24 protein-coding genes and 1 tRNA gene are annotated in these 26,669 nt (G+C 63.9%); 17 read left to right on the top strand and 8 right to left on the bottom strand.

What is annotated here, in order from left to right:
* Positions 1-12: 12 nt before the first annotated feature.
* From KFE19_01220 to KFE19_01210, 3 genes are all read right to left on the bottom strand, one after another.
* Complete coding sequence (locus KFE19_01220) at positions 13-1,095, bottom strand: M56 family metallopeptidase (GenBank protein QUO39483.1); 1,083 nt, start codon at positions 1,093-1,095, stop codon at positions 13-15.
* Between the two features lie 459 nt (positions 1,096-1,554).
* The gene (locus tag KFE19_01215) at positions 1,555-3,078 is read right to left on the bottom strand and encodes a M56 family metallopeptidase (GenBank protein QUO38177.1); all 1,524 of its coding nucleotides are present in this window, start codon (positions 3,076-3,078) and stop codon (positions 1,555-1,557) included.
* Positions 3,075-3,452 (bottom strand): BlaI/MecI/CopY family transcriptional regulator, encoded by a 378-nt coding sequence (locus KFE19_01210; protein QUO38176.1) that lies wholly within the window; start codon positions 3,450-3,452, stop codon positions 3,075-3,077. Before KFE19_01210 ends, KFE19_01215 begins: the two co-directional genes overlap by 4 nt.
* Before the next feature lie 142 nt (positions 3,453-3,594).
* Here KFE19_01210 and KFE19_01205 point away from each other — a divergent pair, with 142 nt between their 5' ends.
* From KFE19_01205 to KFE19_01180, 6 genes are all read left to right on the top strand, one after another.
* Entirely contained in the window at positions 3,595-4,269 is a 675-nt protein-coding gene (locus tag KFE19_01205; protein QUO38175.1) for a response regulator transcription factor, read from the top strand.
* Positions 4,270-4,455: 186 nt separating this feature from the next.
* The gene (locus tag KFE19_01200) at positions 4,456-5,910 is read left to right on the top strand and encodes a CotH kinase family protein (protein QUO38174.1); all 1,455 of its coding nucleotides are present in this window, start codon (positions 4,456-4,458) and stop codon (positions 5,908-5,910) included.
* A gap of 234 nt (positions 5,911-6,144) precedes the next feature.
* Entirely contained in the window at positions 6,145-8,316 is a 2,172-nt protein-coding gene (locus KFE19_01195; GenBank protein ID QUO38173.1) for an S-layer homology domain-containing protein, read from the top strand.
* A gap of 279 nt (positions 8,317-8,595) precedes the next feature.
* Complete coding sequence (locus KFE19_01190) at positions 8,596-9,216, top strand: TetR/AcrR family transcriptional regulator (GenBank protein ID QUO38172.1); 621 nt, start codon at positions 8,596-8,598, stop codon at positions 9,214-9,216.
* Positions 9,217-9,373: 157 nt separating this feature from the next.
* A complete protein-coding gene (locus KFE19_01185) occupies positions 9,374-9,859 on the top strand; it encodes a hypothetical protein (GenBank protein QUO38171.1) in 486 nt (161 codons plus the stop codon).
* Positions 9,846-10,064 (top strand): hypothetical protein, encoded by a 219-nt coding sequence (locus tag KFE19_01180; GenBank protein ID QUO38170.1) that lies wholly within the window; start codon positions 9,846-9,848, stop codon positions 10,062-10,064. The genes KFE19_01185 and KFE19_01180 overlap by 14 nt, the downstream gene beginning before the upstream one ends.
* Before the next feature lie 91 nt (positions 10,065-10,155).
* Here KFE19_01180 and KFE19_01175 read toward each other — a convergent pair whose 3' ends face one another.
* The 3 genes from KFE19_01175 to KFE19_01165 all read right to left on the bottom strand — a co-directional run bounded on the left by KFE19_01175 (position 10,156) and on the right by KFE19_01165 (position 12,347).
* A complete protein-coding gene (locus KFE19_01175) occupies positions 10,156-11,418 on the bottom strand; it encodes a CapA family protein (protein ID QUO38169.1) in 1,263 nt (420 codons plus the stop codon).
* A gap of 250 nt (positions 11,419-11,668) precedes the next feature.
* On the bottom strand, positions 11,669-12,004 hold the full coding sequence (locus tag KFE19_01170) for a hypothetical protein (GenBank protein QUO38168.1): 336 nt from the start codon (positions 12,002-12,004) through the stop codon (positions 11,669-11,671).
* A 266-nt stretch (positions 12,005-12,270) separates the two neighbouring features.
* Positions 12,271-12,347, bottom strand: a tRNA-Arg gene (locus KFE19_01165).
* 152 nt (positions 12,348-12,499) lie between these two features.
* On the opposite strand from KFE19_01165, the gene KFE19_01160 reads away from it, so the two are divergent.
* The 11 genes from KFE19_01160 to KFE19_01110 all read left to right on the top strand — a co-directional run bounded on the left by KFE19_01160 (position 12,500) and on the right by KFE19_01110 (position 23,926).
* Entirely contained in the window at positions 12,500-13,114 is a 615-nt protein-coding gene (locus KFE19_01160) for a hypothetical protein (GenBank protein QUO38167.1), read from the top strand.
* Between the two features lie 454 nt (positions 13,115-13,568).
* Positions 13,569-13,883 carry a hypothetical protein gene (locus KFE19_01155; GenBank protein ID QUO38166.1) on the top strand — a complete coding sequence of 105 codons (315 nt, stop codon included), beginning with the start codon at positions 13,569-13,571 and terminating at the stop codon, positions 13,881-13,883.
* 1 nt (position 13,884) lies between these two features.
* Entirely contained in the window at positions 13,885-15,810 is a 1,926-nt protein-coding gene (locus KFE19_01150) for a V-type ATP synthase subunit I (GenBank protein ID QUO38165.1), read from the top strand.
* A 14-nt stretch (positions 15,811-15,824) separates the two neighbouring features.
* Positions 15,825-16,319, top strand: coding sequence for a V-type ATP synthase subunit K (locus tag KFE19_01145; protein QUO38164.1), 495 nt, complete (start codon positions 15,825-15,827; stop codon positions 16,317-16,319).
* Between the two features lie 25 nt (positions 16,320-16,344).
* Positions 16,345-16,938, top strand: a complete 594-nt coding sequence (locus KFE19_01140) for a V-type ATP synthase subunit E (GenBank protein QUO38163.1) — start codon at positions 16,345-16,347, stop codon at positions 16,936-16,938.
* 15 nt (positions 16,939-16,953) lie between these two features.
* Positions 16,954-17,958 carry a V-type ATPase subunit gene (locus KFE19_01135; GenBank protein QUO38162.1) on the top strand — a complete coding sequence of 335 codons (1,005 nt, stop codon included), beginning with the start codon at positions 16,954-16,956 and terminating at the stop codon, positions 17,956-17,958.
* Between the two features lie 15 nt (positions 17,959-17,973).
* Positions 17,974-18,291: a V-type ATP synthase subunit F gene (locus KFE19_01130; GenBank protein ID QUO38161.1), complete on the top strand. Its 318-nt coding sequence runs from the start codon at positions 17,974-17,976 to the stop codon at positions 18,289-18,291.
* A 357-nt stretch (positions 18,292-18,648) separates the two neighbouring features.
* The gene (locus KFE19_01125; GenBank protein QUO38160.1) at positions 18,649-20,421 is read left to right on the top strand and encodes a V-type ATP synthase subunit A; all 1,773 of its coding nucleotides are present in this window, start codon (positions 18,649-18,651) and stop codon (positions 20,419-20,421) included.
* The gene (locus KFE19_01120) at positions 20,418-21,806 is read left to right on the top strand and encodes a V-type ATP synthase subunit B (GenBank protein ID QUO38159.1); all 1,389 of its coding nucleotides are present in this window, start codon (positions 20,418-20,420) and stop codon (positions 21,804-21,806) included. The genes KFE19_01125 and KFE19_01120 overlap by 4 nt, the downstream gene beginning before the upstream one ends.
* Positions 21,807-21,819: 13 nt before the next feature.
* Positions 21,820-22,521, top strand: coding sequence for a V-type ATP synthase subunit D (locus KFE19_01115; GenBank protein QUO38158.1), 702 nt, complete (start codon positions 21,820-21,822; stop codon positions 22,519-22,521).
* 199 nt (positions 22,522-22,720) lie between these two features.
* On the top strand, positions 22,721-23,926 hold the full coding sequence (locus tag KFE19_01110) for an FprA family A-type flavoprotein (protein ID QUO38157.1): 1,206 nt from the start codon (positions 22,721-22,723) through the stop codon (positions 23,924-23,926).
* A gap of 146 nt (positions 23,927-24,072) precedes the next feature.
* Here KFE19_01110 and KFE19_01105 read toward each other — a convergent pair whose 3' ends face one another.
* Together KFE19_01105 and KFE19_01100 are read right to left on the bottom strand one after the other, a co-directional pair.
* The gene (locus KFE19_01105) at positions 24,073-25,080 is read right to left on the bottom strand and encodes an aspartate--ammonia ligase (GenBank protein ID QUO38156.1); all 1,008 of its coding nucleotides are present in this window, start codon (positions 25,078-25,080) and stop codon (positions 24,073-24,075) included.
* 36 nt (positions 25,081-25,116) lie between these two features.
* The gene (locus tag KFE19_01100; GenBank protein QUO38155.1) at positions 25,117-26,607 is read right to left on the bottom strand and encodes a glutamate--tRNA ligase; all 1,491 of its coding nucleotides are present in this window, start codon (positions 26,605-26,607) and stop codon (positions 25,117-25,119) included.
* Positions 26,608-26,669: the final 62 nt, after the last annotated feature.

Here is a 26,669-nt window from a genome sequence, read left to right as displayed (position 1 = left end):
TTTGCTGCGGGGTCACTCTGAAAACGTCAGGAGCTGCGCCAGGGCTTCCAGGTCCGCTCCCTGGGGCAGATAGTAGTCGCCCTCAGACTGCAGAGACGGACGACCCATGGGGATCACCGACAGAGATTTCTCCCGGACCACGATCCAGACCGTGCCCTCCGGGCCCTCGAAGCAGACCTCCAGCAGGGGGCGGATGCCGGAGAAAGTGTACTTCCCGGCAAGGGCCTCCAGCTTCAGATCGCCCAGCCTGGAGGCCAGGGCCTCCGGGTCGGCGCAGCGGCAGGGTACGGTCCGCATCTTCGTGTGCCACTGGACTGTGCGGAGTGTATATGCCTCCTGCCCGTCGGGAAAGAACACCTCCGCGCCCCGGACGGGATCGTAGGCCAGGGCCGTGAGGCTGCTGGTCATCAGCAGGGCGAACATCAGCACGCCGACCAGCAGGGCGCCGCCGTGGCGGCGGGGCGGATGGACCACGCTGCGCAGCCGGTAGCGCAGGGTCTTGGCCGAGGCGGAGAGACAGGTGGTGAAGCCCCGGCCGTTCCCGGCGGCGGAGAGCAGCAGCTCCGCGTAGCGGCGGCGGGCGCCGTCGCCGGCGTCCAGCAGCACCGTTTCGTCGCAGCTGAGCTCCAGGTCCTGGGCGCTGCGCTCCTTTGCCAGCCACATCAGGGGGTTGAACCAGCACATGGCGGTGCAGAACACCAGAAAGAACTTGGCGGCGCTGTCCGTCCGGCTGATGTGGATGATCTCGTGGCGCAGGATCAGCCGCAGGTCCTCCGCCGTGTACGTCCGCTCCGGCAGCACCACCCGGATGGACCGGGAGAAGAGACCGACGCTCAGCGGCGTGGACACGGCCGGGGAGACCAGCAGGGGGAGGCGGATCTTTTTCCATCCGGCGCTTTGCTGTTCTTCCTGCCACAGTGCCAGATCGTCCGGGTCCTCCACCGGCCGGGCGCTTTTGAGCAATGCGCGGCGGAAGCGCAGATGGTCCGCGATCTTCCACCCCAGCACAGCGCAGAAGCCTGTGGCCCACACCGCCCCGACCCAGATCACCGGCACCGGCAGGGACACCACCCACCGCGGCTCCGACCGCTCCATGCAGGGGTAGGCGGTGAGGTACAGGTAGGTGGGCAGCAGCCACAGTGCGGCGCAGGTCCGGGCGCTGATGCGTCTGCGCAGCAGCGGCAGTGCCGGCAGCAAAAGGGCGTCATAGACGCAGATGCTCAGGAAAATGGGAAAGCAGAGCGACAGCAGGGCTCGCGCCGCCCGCTCCGGGCCGTAGGTCAGACAGAGGAGGATGGCCGTAAAAGCCACATAGAGCGGCAGCACCCAGCCCGCAAGATACGGCAGATACCGCTGGCGGGGCTTTTTGCCGGGCGCGTCCGTTTCCGCCTGCTCCCCCGCGCGGAGGAAGGCCCAGACCGTTGCCCCGGCAAAGAGCAGAGATACCAGTACCCGGGCCGCAGTCTCCGTGTAGAGTTCCGAATTCATGAGACATTCCTTTCCGGGAGCGGCTGTCTTGCCGCCGCCCTCTTGTGAGGATGGATGTACGGGCGCTCAGCCGGGGGCCGCCTCCAGCAGGGAAAAGACCGCTGTCCAGTCCGCGGGCTCCCTGAGATGGTAGACCCGGTCGGAGAGGACGGGGGCGCTGGCGGCGTCGGGGAAGAGCTCCAGATAGTGGTCCTCCAGCACGGCGGTGTAGGACCCGCCGGGCCCGGCGTATTCCACGATCAGACCGCCGTCCTTCCCTCTGGGGAGACCCAGGGAACGAGTGGCGTAATTGCCGTCCAGCTCACCCAGCTCCAGATCCCCCAGAAGCCCGGTCAGGGCGGCGCCGTCGGCGCAGGTGTACTCCGTGCTCTCCCAGTCCTCCCGCCAGGCGACGCGCTGGACAGTGTAGTCCTCAGGCCGGCCGGTGGGGAAGAGCAGGTCCCGCCCGGCGCCGCTGTCTGCGACCAGGGCGGGCCAGCCGCCGGTGGACAGCAGGGCGAAGATCAAAACGCCCACCAGGGCCGCTGCGGACCGCCGCTCCGCGGCCGGATGCAGTACAGACCGCAGCCGGTAGCGCAGGGACCGGGCCGAGGCGGAGAGGCAGGTGGTAAAGCCCCAGCCGTCCCCGGCGGCGGAGAGCAGCAGCTCCGCGTAGCGACGGCGGGTGCCCTCATCCGCGTCCAGCAGCACCGTCTCGTCGCAGCCCAGCTCAATGTCCTGGGCGCTGCGGTCCATGGCCAGCCACGTCAGGGGGTTGAACCAGCACAGGGCGGTGCAGAACACCAGGAAGAACTTGGTCACATTGTCCCGGCGGGAGAGATGGACCAGCTCGTGCCGCAGCACCAGCTCCAGCTCCTCCGCCGTGTACGCCCGCTCCGGCAGCACCACCCGGAGGGCCCCGGGAAAGAGGCCGATGCTCAACGGCGTGGCCGCGGCGGGGGAGACTACCAGCCGGTAAGGCGCCGACGGAAAGCCGGCGTCCGTCTGGACCTTCCGCCACAGGGCCAGCCATTCCGGATCTTCTGCGGGGCGTGCCCGGCGCAGCAGGGCGCGGCGGAAGCGCAGGTGACCGGCGATCTTCCCCACAAGAACGGCGCAGAACCCGGCGGCCCACAGGACGCAGGCTGCCTGCACGGCCATGACGGGCAGATGCACCACCCAGCGGGGCCGGTCCAGCTTCATCTGGTTCAGGTTGGCCAGGAGGACCAGATAGTTGGGCAGCAGCCACAGCACGGCGCAGGTCCGGGCGCTGACGTACCGCCGCAGAAGAGGCAGGGCCGTCAGCAGCAGAGCGTCATAGACGCAGACGCTGACCAGTACGGAGAACAGCACGGACAGCACGTGCCGGAAGGACAGCAGGCCGAAGCAGGGCAGCAGCGCGAAAATCAGCATCAGCGGCGGAAGCCAGAAGGTAGCCAGGTAGGGGATGTGCCGTCGCCTCCCGTCCAGGGGCGTTCCGTCACCGTCCCGAAAGCTCTTTTCGCTGACGGCCGCGGCCACTGCCACTGCCGCCACCAGGCAGAAGATCTCCCGCTTGGTGAGGAGGGAACTGGCGGACATGGTCCGTGCCAGCATCTCATCCACGCTCATAGGGCGTCCCTCTCCAGCAGGTCCCGCAGCTCCTCCAGCTCCTCCCGGCTAAGCCCGCTGTCGCACAGGGCGGCGGCGAAGGTGGATACGCTGCCGCCGCAGAGTCCCCGGAAAAAGGCGCCGCTCTGGGCGGCCAGGTAGTCCGACCGGGACACCAGGGGCCGGTACACTCTCCTCCGGCCGGCTCTCTCCGCGGTCACAAAGCCCTTTTCCCCCAGCCGGGTCAGGATGGTCAGCACCGTGGTGGGCGCCATGGGGTGGGAGGCGCGCAGGCGCTCCTCCAGGTCTGCGGCGGCCGCAGGGGCCTTGCAGGCCCACAGGGCCTGCATCACTTCCAGCTCTCCGTCCGGCAGACGGCGGATGGTCGGAGTCATGGGATCACTCCTCTACATTTGTAGTATATTAATATTCTACACTTGTAGAGCATAACTGTCAACAGAATTTTCCCGCGCCCCGGGCAGTTTCTAAGGTTCGGTTAAGCTGCGGGCGGTATCCTCTCCGAAAAGAGGTGTGTGTATGAAGCTGCTGTATGCGGAGGATGAGGCGGCCATGTCCGAGGCCGTGGTGGACATTCTGACCTATCACAACTACATGGTGGACGCCGTGGCCGACGGGGCGGACGCCCTGGCCTATGCCCGCCTGGAGCACTATGACGGCATCATCCTGGACATCATGATGCCGAAGCTCAGCGGGCTGGAGGTCCTGCGGCAGCTGCGGGCCGAGGGGTGCCGCACGCCCATTTTGCTGCTGACGGCCAAGGGGGAGATCGAGGACCAGGTCCAGGGCCTGGACCTGGGGGCGGATGACTACCTGCCCAAGCCCTTTTCCATGGAGCTGCTGCTGGCCCGGGTCCGGGCCATGCTGCGCCGCCGGGAGGAGTTCACCCCCAATGTCCTGCGGCGGGGCAGCATCACGCTGAACCAGCAGACCTACGAGCTCTCCGGCGGCGGCCAGACGTTTGTCCTGCCAAAGCTGGAGTATCGGCTGATGGAACTGCTGATGCTGAACAAGGATGTGTATCTGTCCTCGGAGGAACTGCTGGTAAAGGTGTGGGGGTACGACACCGAGGCGGAACTGGGGACAGTGTGGGTCTACATCTCCTATCTGCGCAAGCGCTTGGCAGCGCTGAACGCCGACGTGACCATCGCCGCCAGGCGGAATGTGGGCTACCGGCTGGAGGTGGCGGAATGATCCGGACCCTCCAGAAAAAATTTGTGATGACCGCTATGGCGGCCATCACGGTTCTGATTGTGTTTATGCTGGGCGCCATCAATATTGCCAATATGGTCATCGTGGGCGGGCAGACCGACCGGACGCTGCGGGTGGTGGCGGAGCACGAGGGGGGGGAGCGGACTGCTGCCCCAGCCGGACACCAGTATGCCCCGGCCCTTCATGGACCCGCCGAAAAACGACTACGACACGTTCCTGTCCTCCAATTTCTTCGTGGTCCGGTTCGACCGCAGCGGCGCAGTCCTCTCCGTGGATGTGAGCCGCACCTCCGCCGTGACGGAGGCGGAGGCGGAGGAGATGGCCTGCCGGATCTATGAGAGCGGGGACGAGAGCGGACGGACCGGCCGCTTCCGCTATCTGCTGGGGGAGAGCCGGTCCGGCCGGGGCAGCGCCCTGGTATTCCTGGACACCTCCGTGGAAAACCTCTCCTACCTGCGGGTGCTACTGCTCTCCGGTGCGGCGGGTCTTGCCTGCTGGGGGGTCATGCTGCTGCTGGTGATCTTCCTGTCCCGCCGGGCCATCCGGCCCATCGTGGAGAATATGGAAAAGCAAAAGCAGCTCAACGAGGGGACGGACATTGAAGCGGTGGTGGATGTGGACCAGGTGATCCGCTATTTCGTGGTCCACAATTTCGTCTGCAACTTCGACAGCTACACCGGCTCCATGATCCACAACTACTACCTCTACGAGGAGGACGGCCTCCTGTCCATGATCCCCTGGGACTATAACCTGGCCTTCGGCGGCTTCCAGGGCGGCGGCGACGCCACGTCCATGGTGAACTACCCCATCGACACGCCGGTCTCCGGCGGCACGGTGGAATCCCGGCCCATGCTGGCCTGGATCTTTGCCGACGAGGAATATACGGCCCTGTACCATCAGTATTTCTCAGAGTTTATCGCCCAGTATTTCGAAAGCGGCTATTTTGAGCAGATGATGGCCGAGACCAAGGCCCTGATCGCCCCCTATGTAGAGCAGGATCCCACCAAATTCTGTACCTACGAGGAATTTGAGGCCGGCATCGACACGCTGGAGCGGTTCTGTCTGCTGCGGGCGCAGAGCGTCCGTGGCCAGCTGGAGGGGACCATCCCCTCCACCGACGAGGGCCAGACGGAGGACGGCAGCGCCCTGGTGGACGCCTCCGGCCTCAGCATCTCCGACATGGGCTCCATGAACAACGGCGGCATGGGCGGCGGTATAGGCATCCGGGATCGCGGTCAGACGGGGGAGGGAGATCTCTCTGCTTCCACGGGCGCGCCGGCGGAGCAGGAGGGCTCCCAGCCGGACGCCGGGGAGCCATCGGCGGGCAGTCCGCAGGGCGCGGATGACGCCGCCGACGAAGCCTCTGCCATGCCGGAGCAGCAGACCGCTCCAAATGATGTTCCCTCTCCGGACGCGGCAGGCGGCGGGCAGCCGTCCGCCGCCTCCTCCGCCGGAGACAGTCAGCAGGGTCACCCGACGGACAGGAACTCCGCAATGACCTTCCCGGGGAATTCCGCTGTGTCCGGAACGACGAGTACAGATACTTTACTGCTGTTGGGCGCCAGCGCGGCAGTCCTTCTGATCGGCCTGCTGGCCGCGGTCTTGTACCGAAAGCGCGCCTGACGATTTCTTTGATACCACTCCGCCGCGCTTTGATCCCCTCATCCCGGCGCGGCAAAAACTCTCCGGGAAAAACCGCCCCACCGGGCGGTTTTTCCCGTTTTCAGCCATGGCTGAGCGGCTGGGGAAATTTTCTTTTTGCCGGTGGAACCTTTTGACATTTTTTTCGTCTGACCTTATAGTGGATCGCAAGGAGAAACCCTACGGATACCAGCCGAAGAGAATGGAGGTACGACGATGAAAAAGCTGCTCTCCCTGCTGCTCAGCATTCTGCTGTTCACCGGCGCGGCCCTGCCCTGGGCCCAGGCCGCAGGCGGGACTGACGGAGATCTGGACCGGGTCACCCGGTCGGTGAAGTCCGCTCTGGACCTGGATACCGACGGCTACACCGATTTCAGAGGCAATTACGAAGAGGGAGAACTGGCCCCGCTCTGGAACCTCTACTGGAGCGGAGATGCCGGATCCCTGTCGGTCAGTGCCCTGGCTGACGGAACGATCACCGACTACTATGTGACGAACAGCGAACCGTCCTCTGGTCCGGACCAGGGCGTTCCAGGCTTCCCCAAGGGGGACGCCGGCCAGGCGGCCGCCGCGGCCAACGCCTTTTTGAAACGGGTACTGGGAGCGGGTGAGTCCGTGGAGCTGGAGGAGCCCTCCGGGATGGACAGCCTGGACAGCACCACCTACCGCTTCTCCGGCACTATTTTGTTAAACGGCCTGCCCTCGCCTCTGACCTGCTCCGTCACGGTCCGGGCGGCGGACAATGTGGTCACCCGCTTCCGCCGGGATGTGCCGGAGACCGCCTTCCTGGGAACCATCCCCTCTGCCGACGCCAGCGTCACCCGGGCGGCTGCGGAACAGGCCCTTCGCTCGGAGCAGTCCCTGCGGCTGGAGTACATCCTGCCGGATGAGGACAGCACCACCGCCGTGCTGTGCTACCTGCCTGACAGCGTCCACACCTTCTATGTGGATGCCAAGACCGGGAAGCTGGTAGACCTGACTGCGCTGGAGCAGGATATGTACAAATCCGGTGCCGGCGCCGCGGCGGGAGATACCGCTGCTGAGACGGAGGCCGCGGAGAACGGCCTGTCCCAGGCCGAGCAGGAGGGCATCCGGCAGCTGGAGGGCGTCCAGTCCTCCGAGGCGCTGGACAAAGCCCTGCGGGCCGTACCGGAATACGGCCTGAGCCGCTATGCCCTGGCCTCTGCCCGTTACTCCGTGGGACAGACAGCGGAGGACGGCGAGGCCCCGGTGACCTGCGTTCTCCGGTACAGCCGGACCAGCGGGGAGGACGTACTGGCCCGCACCTTCACTGTGGACGCCCGGACCGGCCAGGTCCAGACCCTCTATTCCTCCATGCCCTGGGACAGTGAGCAGAAGGCCGCCGTCAGCCAGACGAAGGCCCAGGCCGCGGCGGAGGCGTTTTTGAAGGCCTATTACGGTGACCGCTATACCCACCTGGACCTCTATGAGATGCCCGGCGAAGAGGCCGTGCCCATGGACAGCGGGGCGAGCGTCTCCAGCTACACCTTCCGCTTTGCCAGGAAGGAAAACGGCTACTTCTTCCCGGAGCAGTATTACATCGTCCGCATCGACGCCTCCGCCGGTTCGGTGTGCGGCTTCAGCTTCCAGTATGACGAGGCCGTCTCCTTCGACACGCCCGAGGGCGTGCTCTCCGCCCAGGCGGCCATGGACGCCTGGATGGACACCTATGAGGTGACTCTGGGCTATCTGCTGGTGCCCCAGAAGCTGACGGGGTCCGACGAGGTGACCCGGCGGCTCCAGCAGATGGGCCTGACCTCCTATTACTACCTGAAGCTGGGATACAGTCTGGAGCGGGAGGAGACCTGCCGGGGCATCGACGCCAAGAGCGGCCAGGTGGTCCTGTACAGCTGGCAGAGCGACGACGGGGACCTCACGTACGGCGATCTTGCGGGCAGCTGGGCGCAAAGCGACATCCAGCGCCTGGCCCGCTACGGCGTGGGTTATCTGGGCGGCGCGTTCCAGCCCAGCAAGGCCCTGACCCAGTGGGATCTGGTGTGCCTTCTGTACAGCCTGGACCGGATGGCCCTGGACCCCGCCCAGGCCACGGAGCAGGAGCGGGACGAGGCCTATGCCGCCGCCTATGCCCGGGGTACGCTGACCCGGTCAGAGCGCAATGACAGTGCGGTCCTCACCCGGAGCCAGCTGGTGCGCTGCCTGCTGGACAGCGCCGGATACGGCGCCGTTGCCCAGCTCAAGGGCATCTTCACCTGCGCCTACCCGGACCGGTCCTCCATCCCGGCGGACGAGCTGGGCTATGCGGCCCTGGCCCAGGGGCTGGAACTGGTGCAGGGCAGCTACAAGGGCCGGGGCACCGCCACCCGAGCCCAGGCGGCGGTCATGCTCTGCCGCCTGATGGACCGGTAAACCGGCCTGCTGCCTGGCGGCCGAGCTGACAAAGAGAAGACGGGAGTGCCGGATGCCCGGCGCGCCCTGGCCCGGGCAGTGAGCGCCTGCGGATCAAGCGGCATTGATGAGGCCTGCAAAACAGTGCCGCAGAAAGCCCGTGTCCCTTTGGGGCACGGGCTTTCTGCGCGGCTGACGCAGGGACGGAGCAAAAGGCTTTTTTACTTGTGCTTGCCGGAGAAATGTGATAAAATAAAAACGGTTTTATTAAATTGTCTTTATTTGAGAGGGGGGATTGCCATGCCGAAGGTCGCATACTCAGAGGAAGAGCGGGAGAAGATCCGCGCCGCCCTGATCTCTGTCGGACTGTCGCTGATGGCCGTACAGGGAATCCGCCATACCACGGTGGAACAGATCTACAAAAAGGTAGGAATTTCCCGCACCTTTTTCTATACCTTCTTTCCCGCTAAGGAGGACCTGATCGTGGAGGCCCTGTACCTCCAGCAGCCCAAGATCCTGTCCTATGCCCGCCGGTTGATGGAGGACCCTTCCCTGAGCTGGCGGGAGGGGGTCCGCCGCTTTTTTGAGGCTTGCTGCGACGGAGAGCGCAACGGCATCGCTGTGCTGACCGTGGAGGAGCAGCAGCGTATTTTCCGCCGCCTGTCGCCGGAGAGCTATCGGATCTTCCGGGAAAAACAATTTCAGCTCTTTGGGGAGATCCTGCGGTGTTTTGGTATCTGCGCCGATAAAAAGCGGATCCAGCTGCTCACCAATCTGAGCCTGTCCGTTATGGTGATCCGCCGGGCGGTGCCGGATACGCTGCCTCTGCTGGTGCCGGAGGCTGCCGACGAGACCGCCGCCATCCAGATTGAGGGCATCGTGGACTATCTGGAGCGGGTCCGGAAGCAGGATCCCTTGTGACGGTGGAGCACTGTTCCGCCCGTGTCCTTGGGCCGGGCGGATACTGTGCCCCAAAATAAAGATAAAATGTTTTTATTATCTTTAAAAATGAATGATGCCGCCGGGCAGCATCTGCCGCCCGGCCGGATCAGAATAAAAATAAGCAGGAGGAACTACCATGGGATTGTTCGGAAAACTGTTCAAGGGGCCTGAGGTGGATCAGGAGAAAAGCAGCGCCAACGCCAAAAGGATGCGGGTGCTGTTTGACCAGGTGGTGGAAAACGGCGGCGATTACAAGCTGATCTTCGGCTACACCGAGGACGTGGGCTGGTTCAACTACGGCTTCGTCCACGGCAGCAAAACCAAGATCGGCAATCTGATCGTGGGCTGGAACGAGGCCAGCGAGACCATCGTGGTGGTCCCCACAGTACCCGATCTCTCCGGCTGCGGCGATCCCACCTACTACCGCCGCTCCGAGATCCTCAAGGCCTACCGCAACAAATATCCAACAGACGCCTTTATCATCTATCCGGACCGGAAGGGCTACATCGGCATCAACGCCTACGACTGGCTGGACGATGAGAAGCTGTATGTCTATGTGTCCCAGGAGGCAGAGCTGGCGGCCTTTACCGATTTCTTCATGAATCGGTTTGCCAAGAAGTGAGGCGGAGATGTCCCTGGGAGCGATCCTGGCGTTTTTGGCGGTCCTGGTGGTCGTTTTTCTGTGGGGGAACCTGTGGTTCCATCTGGTGGAGGGGCTGCTGGGCAGGCTCCGCCGCCTGCTTCCCGACCGGCAGCCGCCCTCCGGCTGGCACCCGTATCCGACAGAGGAGGCCCCGGAGGAGCAGCGGGCGGATGACGGGCCGTGAGGCCCTGCCGGAAAAGGCGCGTGAAAAGGCCTGTGTTCTTGTGGAACACAGGCCTTTTTGTCTGTCTCTCTGGGATCGGGGAGCGCCGCACTCAGGCGGTTTCAGCCGCAGCGCCCGCCTGGGCGGCCACCGGCACGGCCTCCGCCGTCTGTCCGGTGCCTTGGCCGGGAGTCTGTTCCGGCGTCTGGACCACCGGAGGACGAAAGCTGCCGTCCAGCTTGCTTCGGACCCGGGCGGCCTCCTTGCTGTCCGCTTCATAGGGAGTGGGCTGGTAGTCGTTGCGGTCGGAGCGGCTGCTGACCCGGCAGGGCACGGCGGTCACGTCCGCCACTTCCGCTGTGCCGTCCTCCCGCAGCTGTACGGCAATCTGGACTACGGCAGTGTCCTTGTCGGAGGGGTTGCGGTTGCCGCCGAAGCAGAAGTTCCCCATGCTGTACAGGATGACACTCTCGCCCCACCGCTCCATGGGCTGGAGCACGTGGGGATGGCTGTTGTAGACGATGTGGGCGCCGCACTCGGCGGCGTAGCGGCAGATCTCCTTCTGCCAGGCGGTGGGGGAGTAGGAGCCCTCGGTGCCCATGTGGAAGGCGGCGATGATGATCTGGGCCCCCTGGGCCCGCAGGTCCTCGACAGCCTGCCGGACCTCCGCCTTCCCGATATGATAGGCGGTGTAGACGCCGATGGTCAGCCCCCGGTCCGTGGTGTAGAGAAAGGTCTCCTTGTCGCCTCCGGCGGCGATGCCCAGGTCTGAGAGCACCTGCCGCGTGTCGGCCAGGCCGGTCTTTCCATAATCCCCGCTGTGGTTGTTGGCCAGCGTCACCGCGTCGATGCCGCCCTCCAGGAGGATCTGTCCGTAGGCGGGCGGTCCCCGGAAGCGGTACTCCTTTTCCACGGGAACGTTGTAGTCCGTCAGGGCCCCTTCCAGATTGACGAAGGTGAAGTCATCCTGGATAAACAGATCCCGCACACCGGCAAAGGGGTAGGCGTAGTCGGTGCCCACCACCGCCGGAAAGGTGCCGCTTTTTCCCCAGCTGGTATGCTCCACGCCAAGGGTGCAGTCCCCGGCAAAGCTCAGGAGAAATGTATCGTCATCCGGGGCCTCTGCGGGGAGCTCTTCAGAGAGTTCCTGGGTGGGCGGAGACTGCTCCGGGAGGGCGTTCGTATCGCTGCCGGAGGAGTCCGGCGCTCCGGACGGGACCATGCGCTGCCAGCACAGCGCGCCGCCGGTCAGCAGGGCGGCACACAGCACGAGGAGCCCCAGAACGCGGGGTGCCCTGCGGCGCTTTTGGGCGCAAAGCCGCTTTCCGCCCCGGGACTTTGCCAGGCGCTTGCCGCCGCCGCTGTACAGGCTCATGGGATCCCTCCTTGCGTGGATGCACACTTTTTGCCATTGTAACGCCATGGCGCCGGAAGTCAACAACAATACAGTGACAAATTTGACAAAACCGGCTGTTTTTTGGCCCTTGGCGGAAATTTCAATGGAAGAGCGTGGGCCGAGCTGCCGCAGAGCGGCCGCAAGAGGAACCGCCGCAGACATTGGAGCGTCTGCGGCGGGCTGATATACGCAAAGACAGTATTGCTTCCGGACTGGAGAATCGCGGCGTTTATCCCACTTTTTCCACGGCGATGGCGATGGGGGACGGATTTTCGCTGTCCAGCGTGCCGGTGTAGGTGATGTTTACACTGTCGCCTTCTTCCAGACTGGCCTTGTCAACATCCTCGCCAAAATCAAAGATGTGATATTCTCCGTTGTCATCCAACAGAACCAGATAGTCGCCCAGCCGGTTGATAACGCCGCTGATGGTCTGCGTGTCCTCTGCGCTGTCCTCGACAGGGGGCTCGGTGGTATCCTGCTGCTTGCCCGCATCCTTCTGGCCGCAGGCCGTCAGCATGGACAGAGCACAGGTCAGTGTCAGTATGAAGATCAGAAATTTTTTCATGATGGATCGTCCTTTCCTGCTTGTTTGCCAGCAGGATCTTCCCATTGGACCAGGCGTTTTCCTCTCTCCCTGCCGTTGTGGGATCTTTGCGGTTTCCTCCTCCTTACCCGGCAGTGCCCCGATTGTATCAGCCGCCAGGTCCGTAAAAAACTACAATCCGGAAACAAATATATTCGAAAATGACAAAACATTTTTACAGAAGGGAGGAGGGGGCGCTTGCTGAAAAATAAAAAAGACGTGGTCGCAAAGCAAGCTTTGCGACCACGTGGTACGCCCTGAGGGATTCGAACCCCCGGCCTTCTGGTCCGTAGCCAGACGCTCTATCCAGCTGAGCTAAGGGCGCGTGTCTCACAGACAGCTTAATTATACTAGCACACTACTTTTGAAAATGCAAGAGTTTTTTTGCATTTTTTTTGGCTTTTTTTCAAACCCTTGTCAATGATGCGGCTTTGTGCTAAAGTACAGATTGTATCGATACAGGAAAGCGGTGGGTTTATGGAAAACAACACCTTCAAGAGCGTTGCCTTCGGCGGGTTTGACAAGCAGGACGTCATCCGCTACATTGAACAGTCCTCCCGGGAGGCCGCGGAGCTCCAGGAGCGGCTCCAGCAGGAGCTCGACGGCCTGCGTGCCAAGGTTCAGGCATTGGAGACCCAGGCTGCGGATCAGGAGCGCCGGGCGGGGGAGGCGGAGGACCGCTGCCGTGAGCTGGAGCGGCGTCTGAACCGGGAGCAGAGCGCCCGGCAGGCATTGGAGCAGGAGCGGGACCGCCTCCAGACCCTGGCCGACGAGGCCCAGCGCCTGCGGCCGGAGGCTCAGGCATACGCCCAGTTCCGGGACCGGGTTGGAGATATCGAGTGTGAGGCCCACCAGCGTGCAGCCGCTTTGGAAAGTGCCACTCTGACCAAGCTGCGGCAGGCGTCTGGTACTTTCCAGACACAGTACCAGACGGCCATGGGCGTGTTTGAGACCGCGGCCGCCCACGTCAATGCCGAGCTGCGCAAAATTGAGGTGACGCTCTCCCAGCTGCCCCGGGCCATGGATCGGACCGGCTTGGAACTCAAGGAATTGGAGCAGATGCTTGAGCCGGCGTCCGCCGGGAACAAGTGAATGAAAATAAGGCAGCGGGGCCGGGTGAACCACCTGGCCCCGCTGTGCTTTTCCTCCGAAAAATGAAAAAGTCAGGTAAAACCAAAAATTTTGGCCTTCGCTGCATAGGGGTGGACAAGCCTGTTAAAAATAAAACAAAAAGGAAACTTTTGATGGTATCGCACACGTTTGCATTAATTTGCGCACACGTTTGCGTTCAATCGACAAAAAATCTTACCCGATCTTTGTGCAAAAGGAAGAAACCGGGACCATCCGGTAAAATTTCCTTGCAAAGGAAGGGGGCCTGCCCTATACTGAATTCAATTAATTAAATCTTGACAGTGGGTCAGTGCGCCGCAGGGGCGGGGAGAAGCGCGGCGCAGCCGGCCGCAGGCGGCCGGCACAAGCGTATACCAATGGCAGAAGATCCGCCCGGAACCCCCTATCTTTATTTACGGAGAGAAGGTGAAAATGGATGTCCCTGGAAGTCATTGAGAAAGTCACACAGGTGGAGACCGAGACCCGGGAGCGCAAGTCTGCCGCGGAAGCGGAGGCGAAAAAGATCATTGCCGACGCGGAGCGGGAGGGGCTTGCGCTCTTGCAGCAGGTGCGCGCCAAGGCCGCTGAGACCGGCGGCGCCCAGCTCAAGCAGGCGGAGGCGAGAGCAGCGGAGCGTTCCGCCAAAATCGCCGCCGATGCAGAGGCAGAGGCGGCCGTGCTGCGGACGGAGGCCGGCAAGCATCTGGAGGAGGCAGCCGAGTATATTGTCGGAAGGGTTGTGAATCACTGAGATGGCCATTGTAAAAATGAAAAAGCTCCGGGTCATCGCCATGGCCGACCGACGGGAGGAACTGCTCCGGGAGCTGCTGCGGCTGGGGTGCCTTGAGATCAGCGAGCCGGATGAAAAGCTGTCCGACCCGGCCTGGTCCGCTCTGATGCAGCGGGAGAGCTCCGGCCTCTCTGCCACCAAGGTGGAGATCGGAGACGTGAACACCGCCCTGGCGGCCATCAAGCGGTATGCCCAGCTGAAGGAGGGCGTATTCATCAAGCGCCACCCCATCTCCGAAAAGGAGTTTTTGGGCAGCGGCACGGTGGAGCAGGCCAAGGCGGTCAGCCGGGAAGTGGGGCGGCAGCTCCAGACGCTGACCCGCCTTCAAGGCGAGGAGAGCCGTCTGCTGTCCCGCCAGGCGGGGCTGGAGCCCTGGCGGGCTCTGGACATGCCCCTGGAACTTCAGGGCAGCGAACACGCCGTGTTCCGCCTGATGGTGTGTCCCGGATCCACGGATATGACCGCTGTGCAGACGGCTCTGGCGGACACCGCCGCCCAGATGCTGGAGATCAGCGCCGACAAGCAGCAGCGCTACTGCCTGCTGATCTGCCATAAGGCGGAGGAGGAGCAGGCGCTGGAGCAGCTGCGGCCCTTCGGGTTCAGTGCCACCGCCTTCCAGGGCCTCACCGGCACGCCGGAGGAGAACCTGCGGCAGCTGGATGGCGAGATCGCGGAGAACCGGAAGCAGCAGGAGGCGGCCACCGCGGCCATCGTGTCCCAGGCCGGCGCCCGGGACGCCCTGCGGGTCTACGCGGACCGGCTGGCGGCCGAGGCGGCTAAGGATCAGAACAGCGAGCGGCTGCTGACCGACGGAACCATCCTCTTTTTCGAGGGCTGGGCCCCGGCGGAGAAACTCAGCCGGGTGGGCGCCCTGCTGGACAAGCTGGGCTGCGCATGGGAGGCGTCGGACCCCGCGGAGGACGAGATCTCCAAGGTGCCGGTGCAGCTGAAGAACAACGCTCTGACCCGCCCGCTGAACATGGTGACGGAGATGTACTCGCTCCCTGCCTATGACAATGTGGACCCCAACCCGCTGATGGCGCCGTTCTTCATTTTGTTCTACGGCATCATGATGGCGGACATGGGCTACGGATTGCTGATGATCCTGGCCTCGGTGCTGGTGACGAAGAAATATCACCCCAAGGGCACCATGGGCCACCTGTTTTCCCTGATGGGCCTGTGCGGCGTCAGCACCTTCATCATGGGTGCTATCACCGGCGGCTTCTTCGGAGACTTCCTGACCCAGGTGGTGCTGCTGACCACCGGCAAGGACTTCGCCCTGCCGGCCCTGTTCACCCCGCTGAACGACACGCTGATGATCCTGGTGGGCGCCATGTGTCTGGGCTTCGTCCAGATCGTCACGGGCATGGTGATCAGCATGGTCCAGAAGTTCAAAAAGGGACAGGTTATGGACGCCGTGTGGGAGGAGATCACCTGGTTCGTGGTCTTTGCCGGCGGCGGACTCCTGGCCCTGGGCGTGACCCCCATCGTGCTGTACGTGGGCCTCGCCATGGTGCTGCTGGGCCCCATCATTACCGGAAAAGGCCTGGGGAAGATCACCGGCATCTTCGGCTCCCTGTACAACCACATCACCGGGTACTTTGGCGACATCCTGTCCTATTCCCGTCTGATGGCTCTGATGCTGGCCGGCAGTGTCATCGCCCAGGTGTTCAACACCCTGGGCGCCATCCCCGGCAACATCGTCGTCTTTATCATCATCTCCATGGCGGGCAACGCCCTGAACTTCGCCCTGAACCTGCTGGGCTGCTATGTCCACGATCTGCGCCTGCAGTGCCTGGAGTATTTCGGTAAGTTCTACGAGGACGGCGGTAAGCCGTTCCGGCCCCTGGCGATCAACACAAAATTTGTCGATATTCAAAACGACTGAGGAGGAAAAATATTATGAGCGGTTTCTTTGATGCATTCGGCGGTCTGGCTCTGGCGCTGCTGGGCGCCGGTCTCGCGGCGGCTCTGTCCGGCGTTGGCTCTGCAAAGGGTACCGGCATTGCCGGTGAAGCCGGCACGGGCCTTCTGTGCCAGGACCCCTCCAAGTTCGGCAAGGTCATGATCCTGCAGGTCATCCCCGGCACTCAGGGCCTGTACGGCCTGGTGGTGTGGTTCTTCGCCATCTTCCGCATGGGGCTGCTGGGCGGCGACGGCCTGCCTGATCTGACCGTGCAGCAGGGTCTGCAGTACTTCGTGGCGTGCCTGCCCATGGCGTTGGGCGGCCTGCTCTCCGCCATTGCCCAGGGCCGCGTGGCCGCCGGCTCCATCAACATCCTGGCCAAGAAGCCCGACGACTGGTCCAAGGGCATGGTGCTGTGCATCACCGTGGAGTTCTACGCCATCCTGTCTCTGCTGGCTTCCATGCTGATGATCATCAATATCAGCAAGTAAGCGCCGGAAGAAAGGCGAATTGCTTATGAACGGAATCGAAAAAATCACGGCGCGGATCAACGCGGACGCCCAGGCGGAGATCGACCGGACCCTCGCCCAGGCAAGGGAGGAGGCCGCCCGCATCACCGAGCGGTACAAGGCCCAGGCGGACGCTGAGGCCGCCGCCCTGGCTGCCCGCAGTGAAAAAGCTGCCGCGGAGCGGGAAGAGCGTCTGGTCAGCGTGGCCCAGATGGAAGCCCGGAAGGTGGGGTTGGCCGCCAAGCAGGAAATGGTGGAGAAGGTCTATGAGCGGGCCCTGGAGAAGCTGCGGACCATGCCCCAGGAGCAGTACACAGCCGTTCTGGCAGCGCTGCTGATCCAGGCCTCCGCCACCGGCACCGAGGAGGCCATCTTCTCTCCGGAGGACCGGGACAAGGCCGGCAAGGCCGCCGTGGCCAAGGCCAACGAGCAGCTGCCCAAGGGCGGCCTGACCGTCTCCCAGGAGACCCGGAACATTGCCGGCGGCTTTATTCTCAAGGACAACAACGTGGAGGTCAACTGCACCTTCGATACCCTGGTGCGCCTGCAGAAGGCGGAGACCGCGGGAGCGGTGGCAAAGAAGCTGTTCCCGGACACCTGACAAGGAGGAAGTGTCTTGGCGAAAAAAATCAAGGACACCGATTACCTGGTGATCTCCGCCCGCGTCAAGGCCATGGAGACCGGGCTGCTGACCCGGGAGCGGATGGAACAGATCCTGGAGGCCAAAACCGACGAGGAGGCCGCCAAGATCCTCCAGGAGTGCGGATATCCGGAACTGGACGCCGCCGATCCCGAGGCCATGGACGCGGCGCTCTCCGCCGCCCGGGAGGCCACTCTCTCCGATGTCATGGACGGCGCCCCGGAGCCCAGGTATATCGAGCTGTTCAAACTGAAATACGACTATCACAATGTCAAGGCCCTGCTGAAGGCCGAGGCCATGGGCACCAGCGCCGACCGGATGCTGATGGACATGGGCCGGGTAAGCGCGGCGGTGCTGAAGGAGGCGGTCCGCTCCGGTGAACTGGACAGCCTGCCTCCCATGCTGGCCTCGGCGGTGGCGGAGGCCCGGGAGATCCTGGACACCACCCGCGACCCCCAGCTCAGCGACATCGCCCTGGACCGCTGGACCTACGCTGACATGGCGGCCCTGGCGGAGGAGGTCAACAGCGATTTCCTCCGGGGCTATGTGGCCGTTCAGATCGACGCCGCCAACCTCCGCGCCCTGGTGCGGACGGTCCGCATGGGCAAGAGCCCGGAGTTCCTCCGGGGCGTGCTCATGGAGGGCGGCGAGGTGGCGACCGACGCCATTTTGACCCTCAGCGCCAACCGCGGCAGCGGCATGAACGAGGTCTACGGACCCACCCGGTTCGCCGCCGCGGCGGAGGCCGGGGCCGAGGCCCTGCGGGGCGGTCCTCTGACGGAATTTGAAAAGCTGTGCGACGACGCGGTGGGCGACTATCTCGCCGGCGCCCAGTACGTGCCCTTCGGCGAGGCGCCGCTGGTCGGCTACCTGGCCGCCCGGGAGACGGAGTACACCAACCTGCGGATCCTCCTGATGGGGCGCGGCGCGGGGCTCCCGGCGGACGTGATCCGCTCCCGGCTCCGGGCCAGCTATGTGTAAGGCGGGGTGAGAAGTATGGCGACAACGTATCAGATCGCAGTCGTGGGAGACTGGGAGTCCGTCATGGGCTTCCGTGCCCTGGGGCTGGACACCTACCCCGTCACCTCCGTGGAGGAGGCCCGGGAGCAGATCCGGGAGCTGGCCAAGACCAACTGCGCGGTGATCTACCTGACGGAACAGCTGGCCAAGGACATGGAGGACGTGATCTCCCACTACAAGGATGAGATCCGCCCCGCCATCATCCTGATCCCCGGCCGGGAGGGCTCTCTCGGCATCGGCAAGGCCAACATCCAGCGGGCCATCGAGCGGGCGGTAGGCGCGGACATTCTCTAAGGGGGACAGGTCATCTCCGGCCTAAGAGCCGCCGCGCTGCGGCGGTTGGCCTCCAAAACGCGCCTTCGGGCGCAGCCCTTAGACGCTCCGGCGGACTGTGTCCGCCTCCGCTGACCCCCCTCACCAGTGACGTCGGTCACTGGTGGACGCCGCCCAGGGCGGCTGAGTCGGGGAATTTTCGGCAGGCACATGTCCTGCCGAAAATGATTGGAGATCCTTCATTCGCCTTGGGCGAATGAACCGGGGAAACCCCTTCGGTTTCCCCTGGCCCCCTTCCGCTGGGCGCGGAGTGGGGGAGGGGGAGGACCGGTTTCCCAATTCTTTCTGGCGAATCTATCCTGAAAGAAGGTATTTGTATTGAGCGGTAAAGTTGTGAAAGTATCCGGACCGCTGGTCGTGGCCACGGGCCTGAAGGACGCCAATATGTCCGACGTGGTCCGTGTGGGCCCCCAGCGGCTGATCGGCGAGATCCTGACCATGAAGGGCGACTCCGCCTCCATCCAGGTCTACGAGGAGACCTCCGGCCTGGGACCCGGCGCCGTGGTGGAGACCACCGGCGCCCCCATGAGCGTGGAGCTTGGCCCCGGCATGATCGAGGGCATCTATGACGGCATCCAGCGCCCCCTGGAGAAGATCGTGGAGAAGGTGGGCGCCTGCATCACCCGCGGCGTGGAAGTTCCCGCCCTGGACCAAGAGAAGAAGTGGGAGTTCACCGCCACTGCCGCCGTGGGCGACAAGGTGACGGGCGGCGACATCATCGGCACCGTCCCCGAGACGCCGGTGGTGCTCCACAAGATCATGGTGCCTCCCACCCTGAGCGGCACCATCAAGAGCATCCAGAGCGGCTCCTTCAACGTTCGGGAGACCGTGGCGGTGCTGACTACCGACGACGGCAAGGACGTGCCGTTGACCATGAGCCAGAAGTGGCCCGTCCGCGTTGGCCGTCCCTACAAGCACAAGTATCCCCCCAAGCGGCCCCTGTGCTCCGGCCAGCGGATCATCGACACCATGTTCCCCATCGCCAAGGGCGGCACCGCCGCCGTGCCGGGTCCCTTTGGCTCCGGCAAGACCGTGGTGCAGCACCAGCTGGCCAAGTGGTCCGACGTGGACATCGTGATCTACATCGGCTGCGGCGAGCGCGGCAACGAGATGACCGACGTTCTGCGCGAGTTCCCGGAGCTGAAGGACCCCCGCACCGGCGAGTCGCTGATGAAGCGGACCGTGCTGATCGCCAACACCTCCGATATGCCCGTGGCCGCCCGTGAGGCCTCCGTCTACACCGGCATCACCATTGCGGAGTACTTCCGCGACATGGGCTACGACGTGGCCGTCATCGCCGACTCCACCTCCCGCTGGGCCGAGGCCCTGCGCGAGATGTCCGGCCGTCTGGAGGAGATGCCCGGCGAGGAGGGCTACCCCGCGTACCTGGCCTCCCGTCTGGCCCAGTTCTACGAGCGCGCCGGCTCCGTGGAGTGCATCGGCACCGACGAGCGCCGGGGCAGCCTGACCGCCGTCGGCGCCGTGTCGCCGCCCGGCGGCGACCTCTCTGAGCCCGTCTCCCAGGCCACCATGCGCATCGTCAAGGTGTTCTGGGCCCTGGACTCCTCTCTGGCCTACAAGCGCCACTTCCCGGCCATCAACTGGCTGAACTCCTACTCTTTGTACCTGGACTCCCTGAAGCCCTGGTTTGACGAGAATCTGGGCGAGGCCTTCATGGCCAACCGCGGCCGCGCCATGAGCATCCTGCAGAATGAGGCCAGCCTCAACGAGATCGTCCAGCTGGTGGGCAAGGACGCCCTGTCTCCCGCCGACCAGCTGACCCTGGAGGTGGCCCGGATGGTCCGCGAGGACTTCCTGCAGCAAAACGCCTTCACCGATATCGACGGCTTCTCCAGTTACGACCGGCAGGAGAAGCTCCTGGCTATGATCCTGCGCTACGAGACGCTGTGCCGGGACGCCATTACCAAGGGCGCCGCCGTCATGAAGCTCTTCGACATCCCTGCCCGTGAGAAGATCGGCCGCGCCAAGAGCGTGCCCGTGGAGGAGTACGAGCAGGCCTACGCCCAGATCCAGGCCGAGATGGAGCAGCAGATCGCCGATGTGATCGCTCAGGGAGGTGACGAGTTATGATCCGTGAATACAGAACCGTAGAGGAGATCGTCAGTCCTCTGATGATGGTCCGCATGGTGGAGAACGTCACCTACGACGAGCTGGTCGAGGTGGAGCTCCACGACGGATCCATCCGCCGGGGCAAGGTGCTGGAGGTCAACGGCGACACCGCTGTGGTCCAGCTGTTCGAGTCTGCCGCCGGCATCAACCTGGCCGACGCCAAGGTCCGCTTCCTGGGCCATCCCCTGCAGCTGGGCGTGTCCGGCGACATGCTGGGCCGCGTGTTCAACGGCATGGGCCAGCCCATCGACGGCGGCCCCGACATCCTGCCCGAGGAGTACCGGGACATCAACGGCCTGCCCATGAACCCGGCCGCCCGTGACTACCCCAACGAGTTCATCCAGACCGGCGTTTCCACCATCGACGGTCTGAACACCCTGGTCCGCGGCCAGAAGCTGCCCATCTTCTCCGGCTCTGGCCTGCCCCACGCCAACCTGGCGGCCCAGATCGCCCGTCAGGCCAAGGTGCTGGGGGACGACGCCTCCAACTTCGCCGTGGTGTTCGCCGCCATCGGTATCACCTTCGAGGAGTCGGAGTTCTTCGTCAGCGAGTTCCGCCGCACCGGCGCCATCGATCGTACGGTGCTGTTCTCGAACCTTGCCAACGACCCGGCCGTCGAGCGTATCAGCACCCCCCGTATGGCCCTGACCGCCGCGGAGTACCTGGCCTTTGAGAAGGGCATGCACGTGCTGGTCATCATGACCGACATCACCAACTACGCCGAGGCCCTGCGCGAGGTCTCCGCCGCCAAGAAGGAGGTCCCGGGCCGCCGCGGCTTCCCCGGCTACCTGTACACCGACCTGGCCACGCTCTACGAGCGGGCCGGCCGTCGGCTGGGCAACCCCGGCTCCATCACCCTGATCCCCATTCTGACCATGCCCGAGGATGACAAGACCCACCCCATCCCCGACCTGACCGGCTATATCACCGAGGGCCAGATCATCCTCTCCCGCGCACTGTACCGCCAGGGCATCCACCCGCCGGTGGACGTGCTGCCCAGTCTGAGCCGTCTGAAGGACAAGGGCGTCGGCAAGGGCAAGACCCGGGAGGACCACGCCGACACCATGAACCAGCTCTTCGCCGCCTACTCCACCGGTAAGGACAACAAGGAGCTGATGTCCATTCTGGGCGAGGCCGCCCTGACCCCCACGGACCTGCTGTACGCCAAGTTCGCCGACGAGTTTGAGCGCCGCTACGTCAACCAGGGCTACGAGGAGAACCGCTCCATCGAAGAGACACTGAACCTGGGCTGGGAGCTCCTCAGCATCCTGCCCAAGGCGGAGCTGAAGCGGATTAAGCCGGAACTGATCGAGAGATACTGGCCGAAAAAAGACGAGCAGAAGTAAGGAGGGGTGAGCCATGGCGAATATCACGGTAAGCCCTACCCGTATGGAGCTCACCCGCCTCAAGGGCAAGCTGCGCACGGCTCAGCGGGGCCACAAGCTGCTCAAGGACAAACGGGATGAGCTGATGAAGCAGTTCCTGGACACCGTCCGGGAGGTCCGCGCCCTCCGCGCCGAGGTGGAGGAGGAACTGATGAAGGTCCACAACTCCTTCACCGTGGCCTCCGCCCTCATGAGCTCCGAGGCTCTGGAGCAGGCCCTGCTCTATCCCAAGCAGAGCGTGGAGCTGACCCAGACCACCCAGAACATCATGTCCGTCAACGTGCCGGTGTATCACTTCCAGACCAAGACCAAGTCGGATTCTGACATCTACCCCTACGGCTTCGCGGCTACCTCCGGCGAGCTGGACGCTGCCGTGGACGCCCTGGGGAAGGTGTTCCAGAAGATGCTGAAGCTGGCGGAGATCGAGAAGTCCGCCCAGCTGATGGCGGAGGAGATCGAAAAGACCCGCCGCCGGGTCAACGCGCTGGAGTACGTGATGATCCCCGACACCCAGGATGCCATCCGGTATATCACCATGAAGCTGGATGAGAACGACCGCGCCACCACCACCCGGCTGATGAAAGTCAAGGATATGCTCCTCAAGGAGGCTATCGAGGAGCGCCGGGAGGCCAGCGAGGAGGCGGTCAAAGCCTTCGGCGGTGCCCAGGAGGTCTGATCCTCCCGGCGCGCGCCGTTCCGCAAAGACCCAGAGACGGGGTCCCGGCAGGGACCCCGTTTTTCCTTGCCTCTCTCCCGCAAACTGGGGAAATGGAGATAAAGAAGTCTTGACGAAACAGAAAAACCGGTGTAGTGTATTTTTGTTAGGCAACAACGCATTTGCGCGTGATTTCCGCTGAAAAGGAGAGAAAACGACCATGTACTGCGTACAGAATATCCATGAGGACCTGCTGTGGCTGGGCGCTTCCGACCGGCGTCTGGCCAAGTTCGAGAATGTGTTCCCCATCCCCCGGGGCGTCAGCTACAACAGCTACTTGGTGCTGGACGAAAAGACCGTCCTGCTGGATACCGCTGACCAGGCGGTGGGCGAGCGGTTCTTTGAGAACCTGTGCTTTGCTCTGGCGGGCCGGGAACTGGACTATGTGGTTGTAAACCATATGGAGCCGGACCACTGCGCTACCCTGGAGCAGCTGCTGTGCCGGTTCCCCAGCGCCCAGGTTGTGGGCAATGCCAAGACCATCACCATGATCGGCCAGTTCTTCGACTGCGATCTGACCGGCCGCACCGTCGTGGTGAAGGAGGGGGACACCCTCACCACCGGCCGCCACACCTTCACCTTCCTGATGGCTCCCATGGTCCACTGGCCAGAGGTCATGGTGACCTATGACACCACCGACAAGACCCTGTTCTCCGCCGACGCCTTCGGCACCTTCGGCGCCCTCAACGGCAACATCTTCGCCGACGAGGTGAACTTCGAGCGGGACTGGCTGGACGATGCCCGCCGGTATTACACCAACATCGTGGGCAAGTATGGCGCCCAGGTCCAGGCCCTGCTGAAGCGGGCCGCCGGTGTGGAGATCCAGTGCCTGTGCCCGCTGCACGGCCCTATCTGGCGTGAGAACATCCAGTGGTTCGTGGACAAGTACCAGACCTGGAGCACCTACGCTCCCGAGGACCGGGCCGTGGCCATCTTCTCCGGCTCCATCTACGGCCATACGGAGAACGCCGCCGATATCCTGGCCTGCCACCTGGCCCAGAAGGGCGTGAAGAACATCGCCCTGTACGACGTGTCCCACACGGACGTGTCCTATCTCGTCAGCGAGGCCTTCCGGTGCAGCCACCTGGTGTTTGCCTCCGCCACCTATAACGGCGAGATCTACACCCCCATGGAGGACTTCATCCGGGATCTGAAGTCCCACGGCCTGCGGAGCCGGTCCGTGGCTCTGATCGAGAATGGCACCTGGGCGGCTCAGTCCGCCCGGCTGATGACCGGCATCCTGGACACCATGAAGGACATGCGGGTCATGGAGGGCACCGTGACGCTGAAATCCTCCGTGAAGGAGGCCCAGCGCCGCAGCCTGGAGGCCCTGGCCGACAAGATCGCCGAGGAGCTGCTCCACTGAGCGTACATCCAAAAATGCCCCCGCCGGTCTCCCGGCGGGGGCAATGTTTTTCCGGGAGACGGCGGGGAGCGGAAGGGCAGAAAAGGCGCCTGACGTGAAAGCGTCAGGCGCCTTTGAGCTCGGATTTTCTGTGATGGAAAATACCTTTACAGCAGCGTGATCCCAGCCTGCTCACAGGCCTCCATGGTCTCTTTGTCCCACAGGCTGGCCTGGACCTCGCCGATGTGGCAGGTGCCGATCAGCAGCATGCACAGACGGGACTGGCCGATGCCGCCGCCGATGGACTGGGGCAGCTCACCGTTCAGGAGCATCTGGTGGAAGGGGAGCTTCCGGCGCTCGTCACAGCCGGCCTCGGTCAGCTGGCGGTCCAGGGCGGCCTCGTCCACCCGGATGCCCATGGAGGAGATCTCGAAGCTCCGCTGGAGGACGGGGTTCCACATGAGGATGTCGCCGTTGAGGGTCCAGTCGTCGTAGTCCGGGGCCCGGCCGTCGTGGGGCTTGCCGGAGCGGAGCTTGCCGCCGATCTGCATGAGGAACACGGTGTGGTGCTTGCGGCAGATCTCGGTCTCCCGCTCGCTGGGGGTCAGGTCGGGGAAGCGGTCCTCCAGCTCCTGAGTGGTGATGAAGTACACGTCCCGGTCCGGCTTGAAGGTCAGGACGGGGAAGGCGTTGCGCAGCGCGGCGGAGGTGTCGCAGATGGCGCCCACGATGTCCCGCACGGTCTCCCGCAGATAGATGTGGTTGCGGTTCTGGGGGTCGATGTGCTTCTCCCAGTCCCACTGGTCCACGTAGATGGAGTGGAGGTTGTCCACCTCCTCGTCCCGGCGGATGGCATTCATATCGGTGTAGAGGCCGGTGCCCAGCTTGAACTCGTACCGCTTGAGGGCCAGCCGCTTCCACTTGGCCAGGGAGTGGACTACCTGGCCGTCGGTGCCCACGTCGGGCACGTCGAAGGTGACAGGGCGCTCCACGCCGTTGAGGTCGTCGTTGAGGCCGGTCTTGCCGTCCACGAACAGGGGGGCGGAGACCCGGTGCAGGTTCAGCCGCACGGTCAGGCTGTGCTGGAACTCCTGGTGGATCAGCTCGATGGCCCGCTGGAGCTCGTTGTTGGTCAGGGGCATCCGGTAACCGGCGGGAATGGTGATCTTGCTCATAGATGGAGGGTCCTTTCTGAATGTGGTTTGATGGGCTCAGGCGCCCAGTTTTTCAAGGCCCAGCCGCAGGCGGCGCAGGACCTCTTCCTTTCCGAGGATGTGGCAGATCTCCACGGCGCCGCCGGGAGTCACCTGCTTGCCGGCGGCGGCGATCCGCACGGGCCACATGAGGGTGGCGTTCTTCACGCCCAGGGACTCGGCCAGGGCGATCAGGCAGTCGTGGACGGCGTTCTGGGTCCAGTCGGACAGGGCCTCCAGGGCGGGGATGGCGGCTTGGAGCATCCGGGCGGAGACCTCGGCGTCGGTCTTGGACTTCTTGTTGGTGAAGAGGGCCGCGTCATAGTCCGGCAGGGCGTCGAAGAAGTCCACCTTCTCGGGGATCTCTGTCAGCTTTTCGCACCGGGCCTGGAGCAGGGCCGCCACAGCGGCGGCGTCGATGGCGGGGTTCTTTACGCTCTCACGGATATAGGGCTCCGCTACCTTGGCAAAGGCCTCCGGCGCCATGGCGCGGAGATAGGTTGCGTTGAAGTAGGTGAGCTTGTCCATGTCGAAGATGGCCGGGGACTTGGAGATGCCGGCGATGTCGAAGGCCTTCACCAGCTCATCCAGGGAAAAGATCTCCTGCTCGCCAAGCTCCCCCTTGGGGGCCCAGCCCAGCAGGGCCACGTAGTTGAGGATGGCGTCGGTCAGGTAACCCTGGTCCCGCAGATCCTCGTAGGAGGGGTCGCCGTGGCGCTTGCTCATCTTGTTGTGCTGGTCCCGCATGACGGGGGAGCAGTGGACGTAGGTGGGGATGTCCCAGCCGAAGGCCTCGTAGAGGAGGTTGTACTTCGGGGCGGAGGAGAGGTACTCGCTGCCCCGGACCACGTGGGTGATGCCCATGAGGTGGTCGTCGATGACGTTGGCGAAGTTGTAGGTGGGCAGGCCGTCCCGCTTGATGAGCACCTGGTCGTCCAGGGTCTTGTTCTCCACGGTGATGTCCCCGAAGGAGACGTCGTGGAAGGTGGTGGTGCCCTCGTGGGGGATCCGCTGGCGGATGACCCAGGGCTTGCCGGCGGCCAGGTTGGCCTGGATCTCCTCGGGGCTTAAGTCCCGGCAGGGGTCGTCGCCCCGGGAGAAGTCGCCGCTGTCCTCCTCAGACTCGGTCTTTTCACAAAAGCAGTAGTAGGCCGCGCCCTTCTCCACCAGGAGCTTGGCGTAGGGCAGATACAGGTCCCGGCGCTCCGACTGGATATAGGGGCCCACGGGGCCGCCTACGTCGGGTCCCTCGTCGTGGGTCAGGCCGCACTCGGCCATGGTGCGGTAGATGACCTCCGTGGCGCCCTCCACCTGGCGGACCTGGTCGGTGTCCTCGATGCGCAGGATGAAGGTGCCGCCGGCGTGCCGGGCGATCAGCCAGGTGTACAGGGCGGTGCGCAGATTGCCCACGTGCATATAGCCGGTGGGGGAGGGGGCGAACCGGGTGCGGACCTTCCCCTTGGGGATGCGGGCTTCCATCTCGTCAAAAAAAGCGGTGTCCATTGCCATGAATGTACCTCCGATCAAAAAATTCACGCAAAACAACAACCTACATTATCTATGGATTTCCC

The organism is Dysosmobacter sp. Marseille-Q4140 (genome assembly GCA_018228705.1).
Lineage (GTDB): Bacteria > Bacillota > Clostridia > Oscillospirales > Oscillospiraceae > Oscillibacter.
This window is presented reverse-complemented; position numbering and strand designations above follow the sequence as displayed.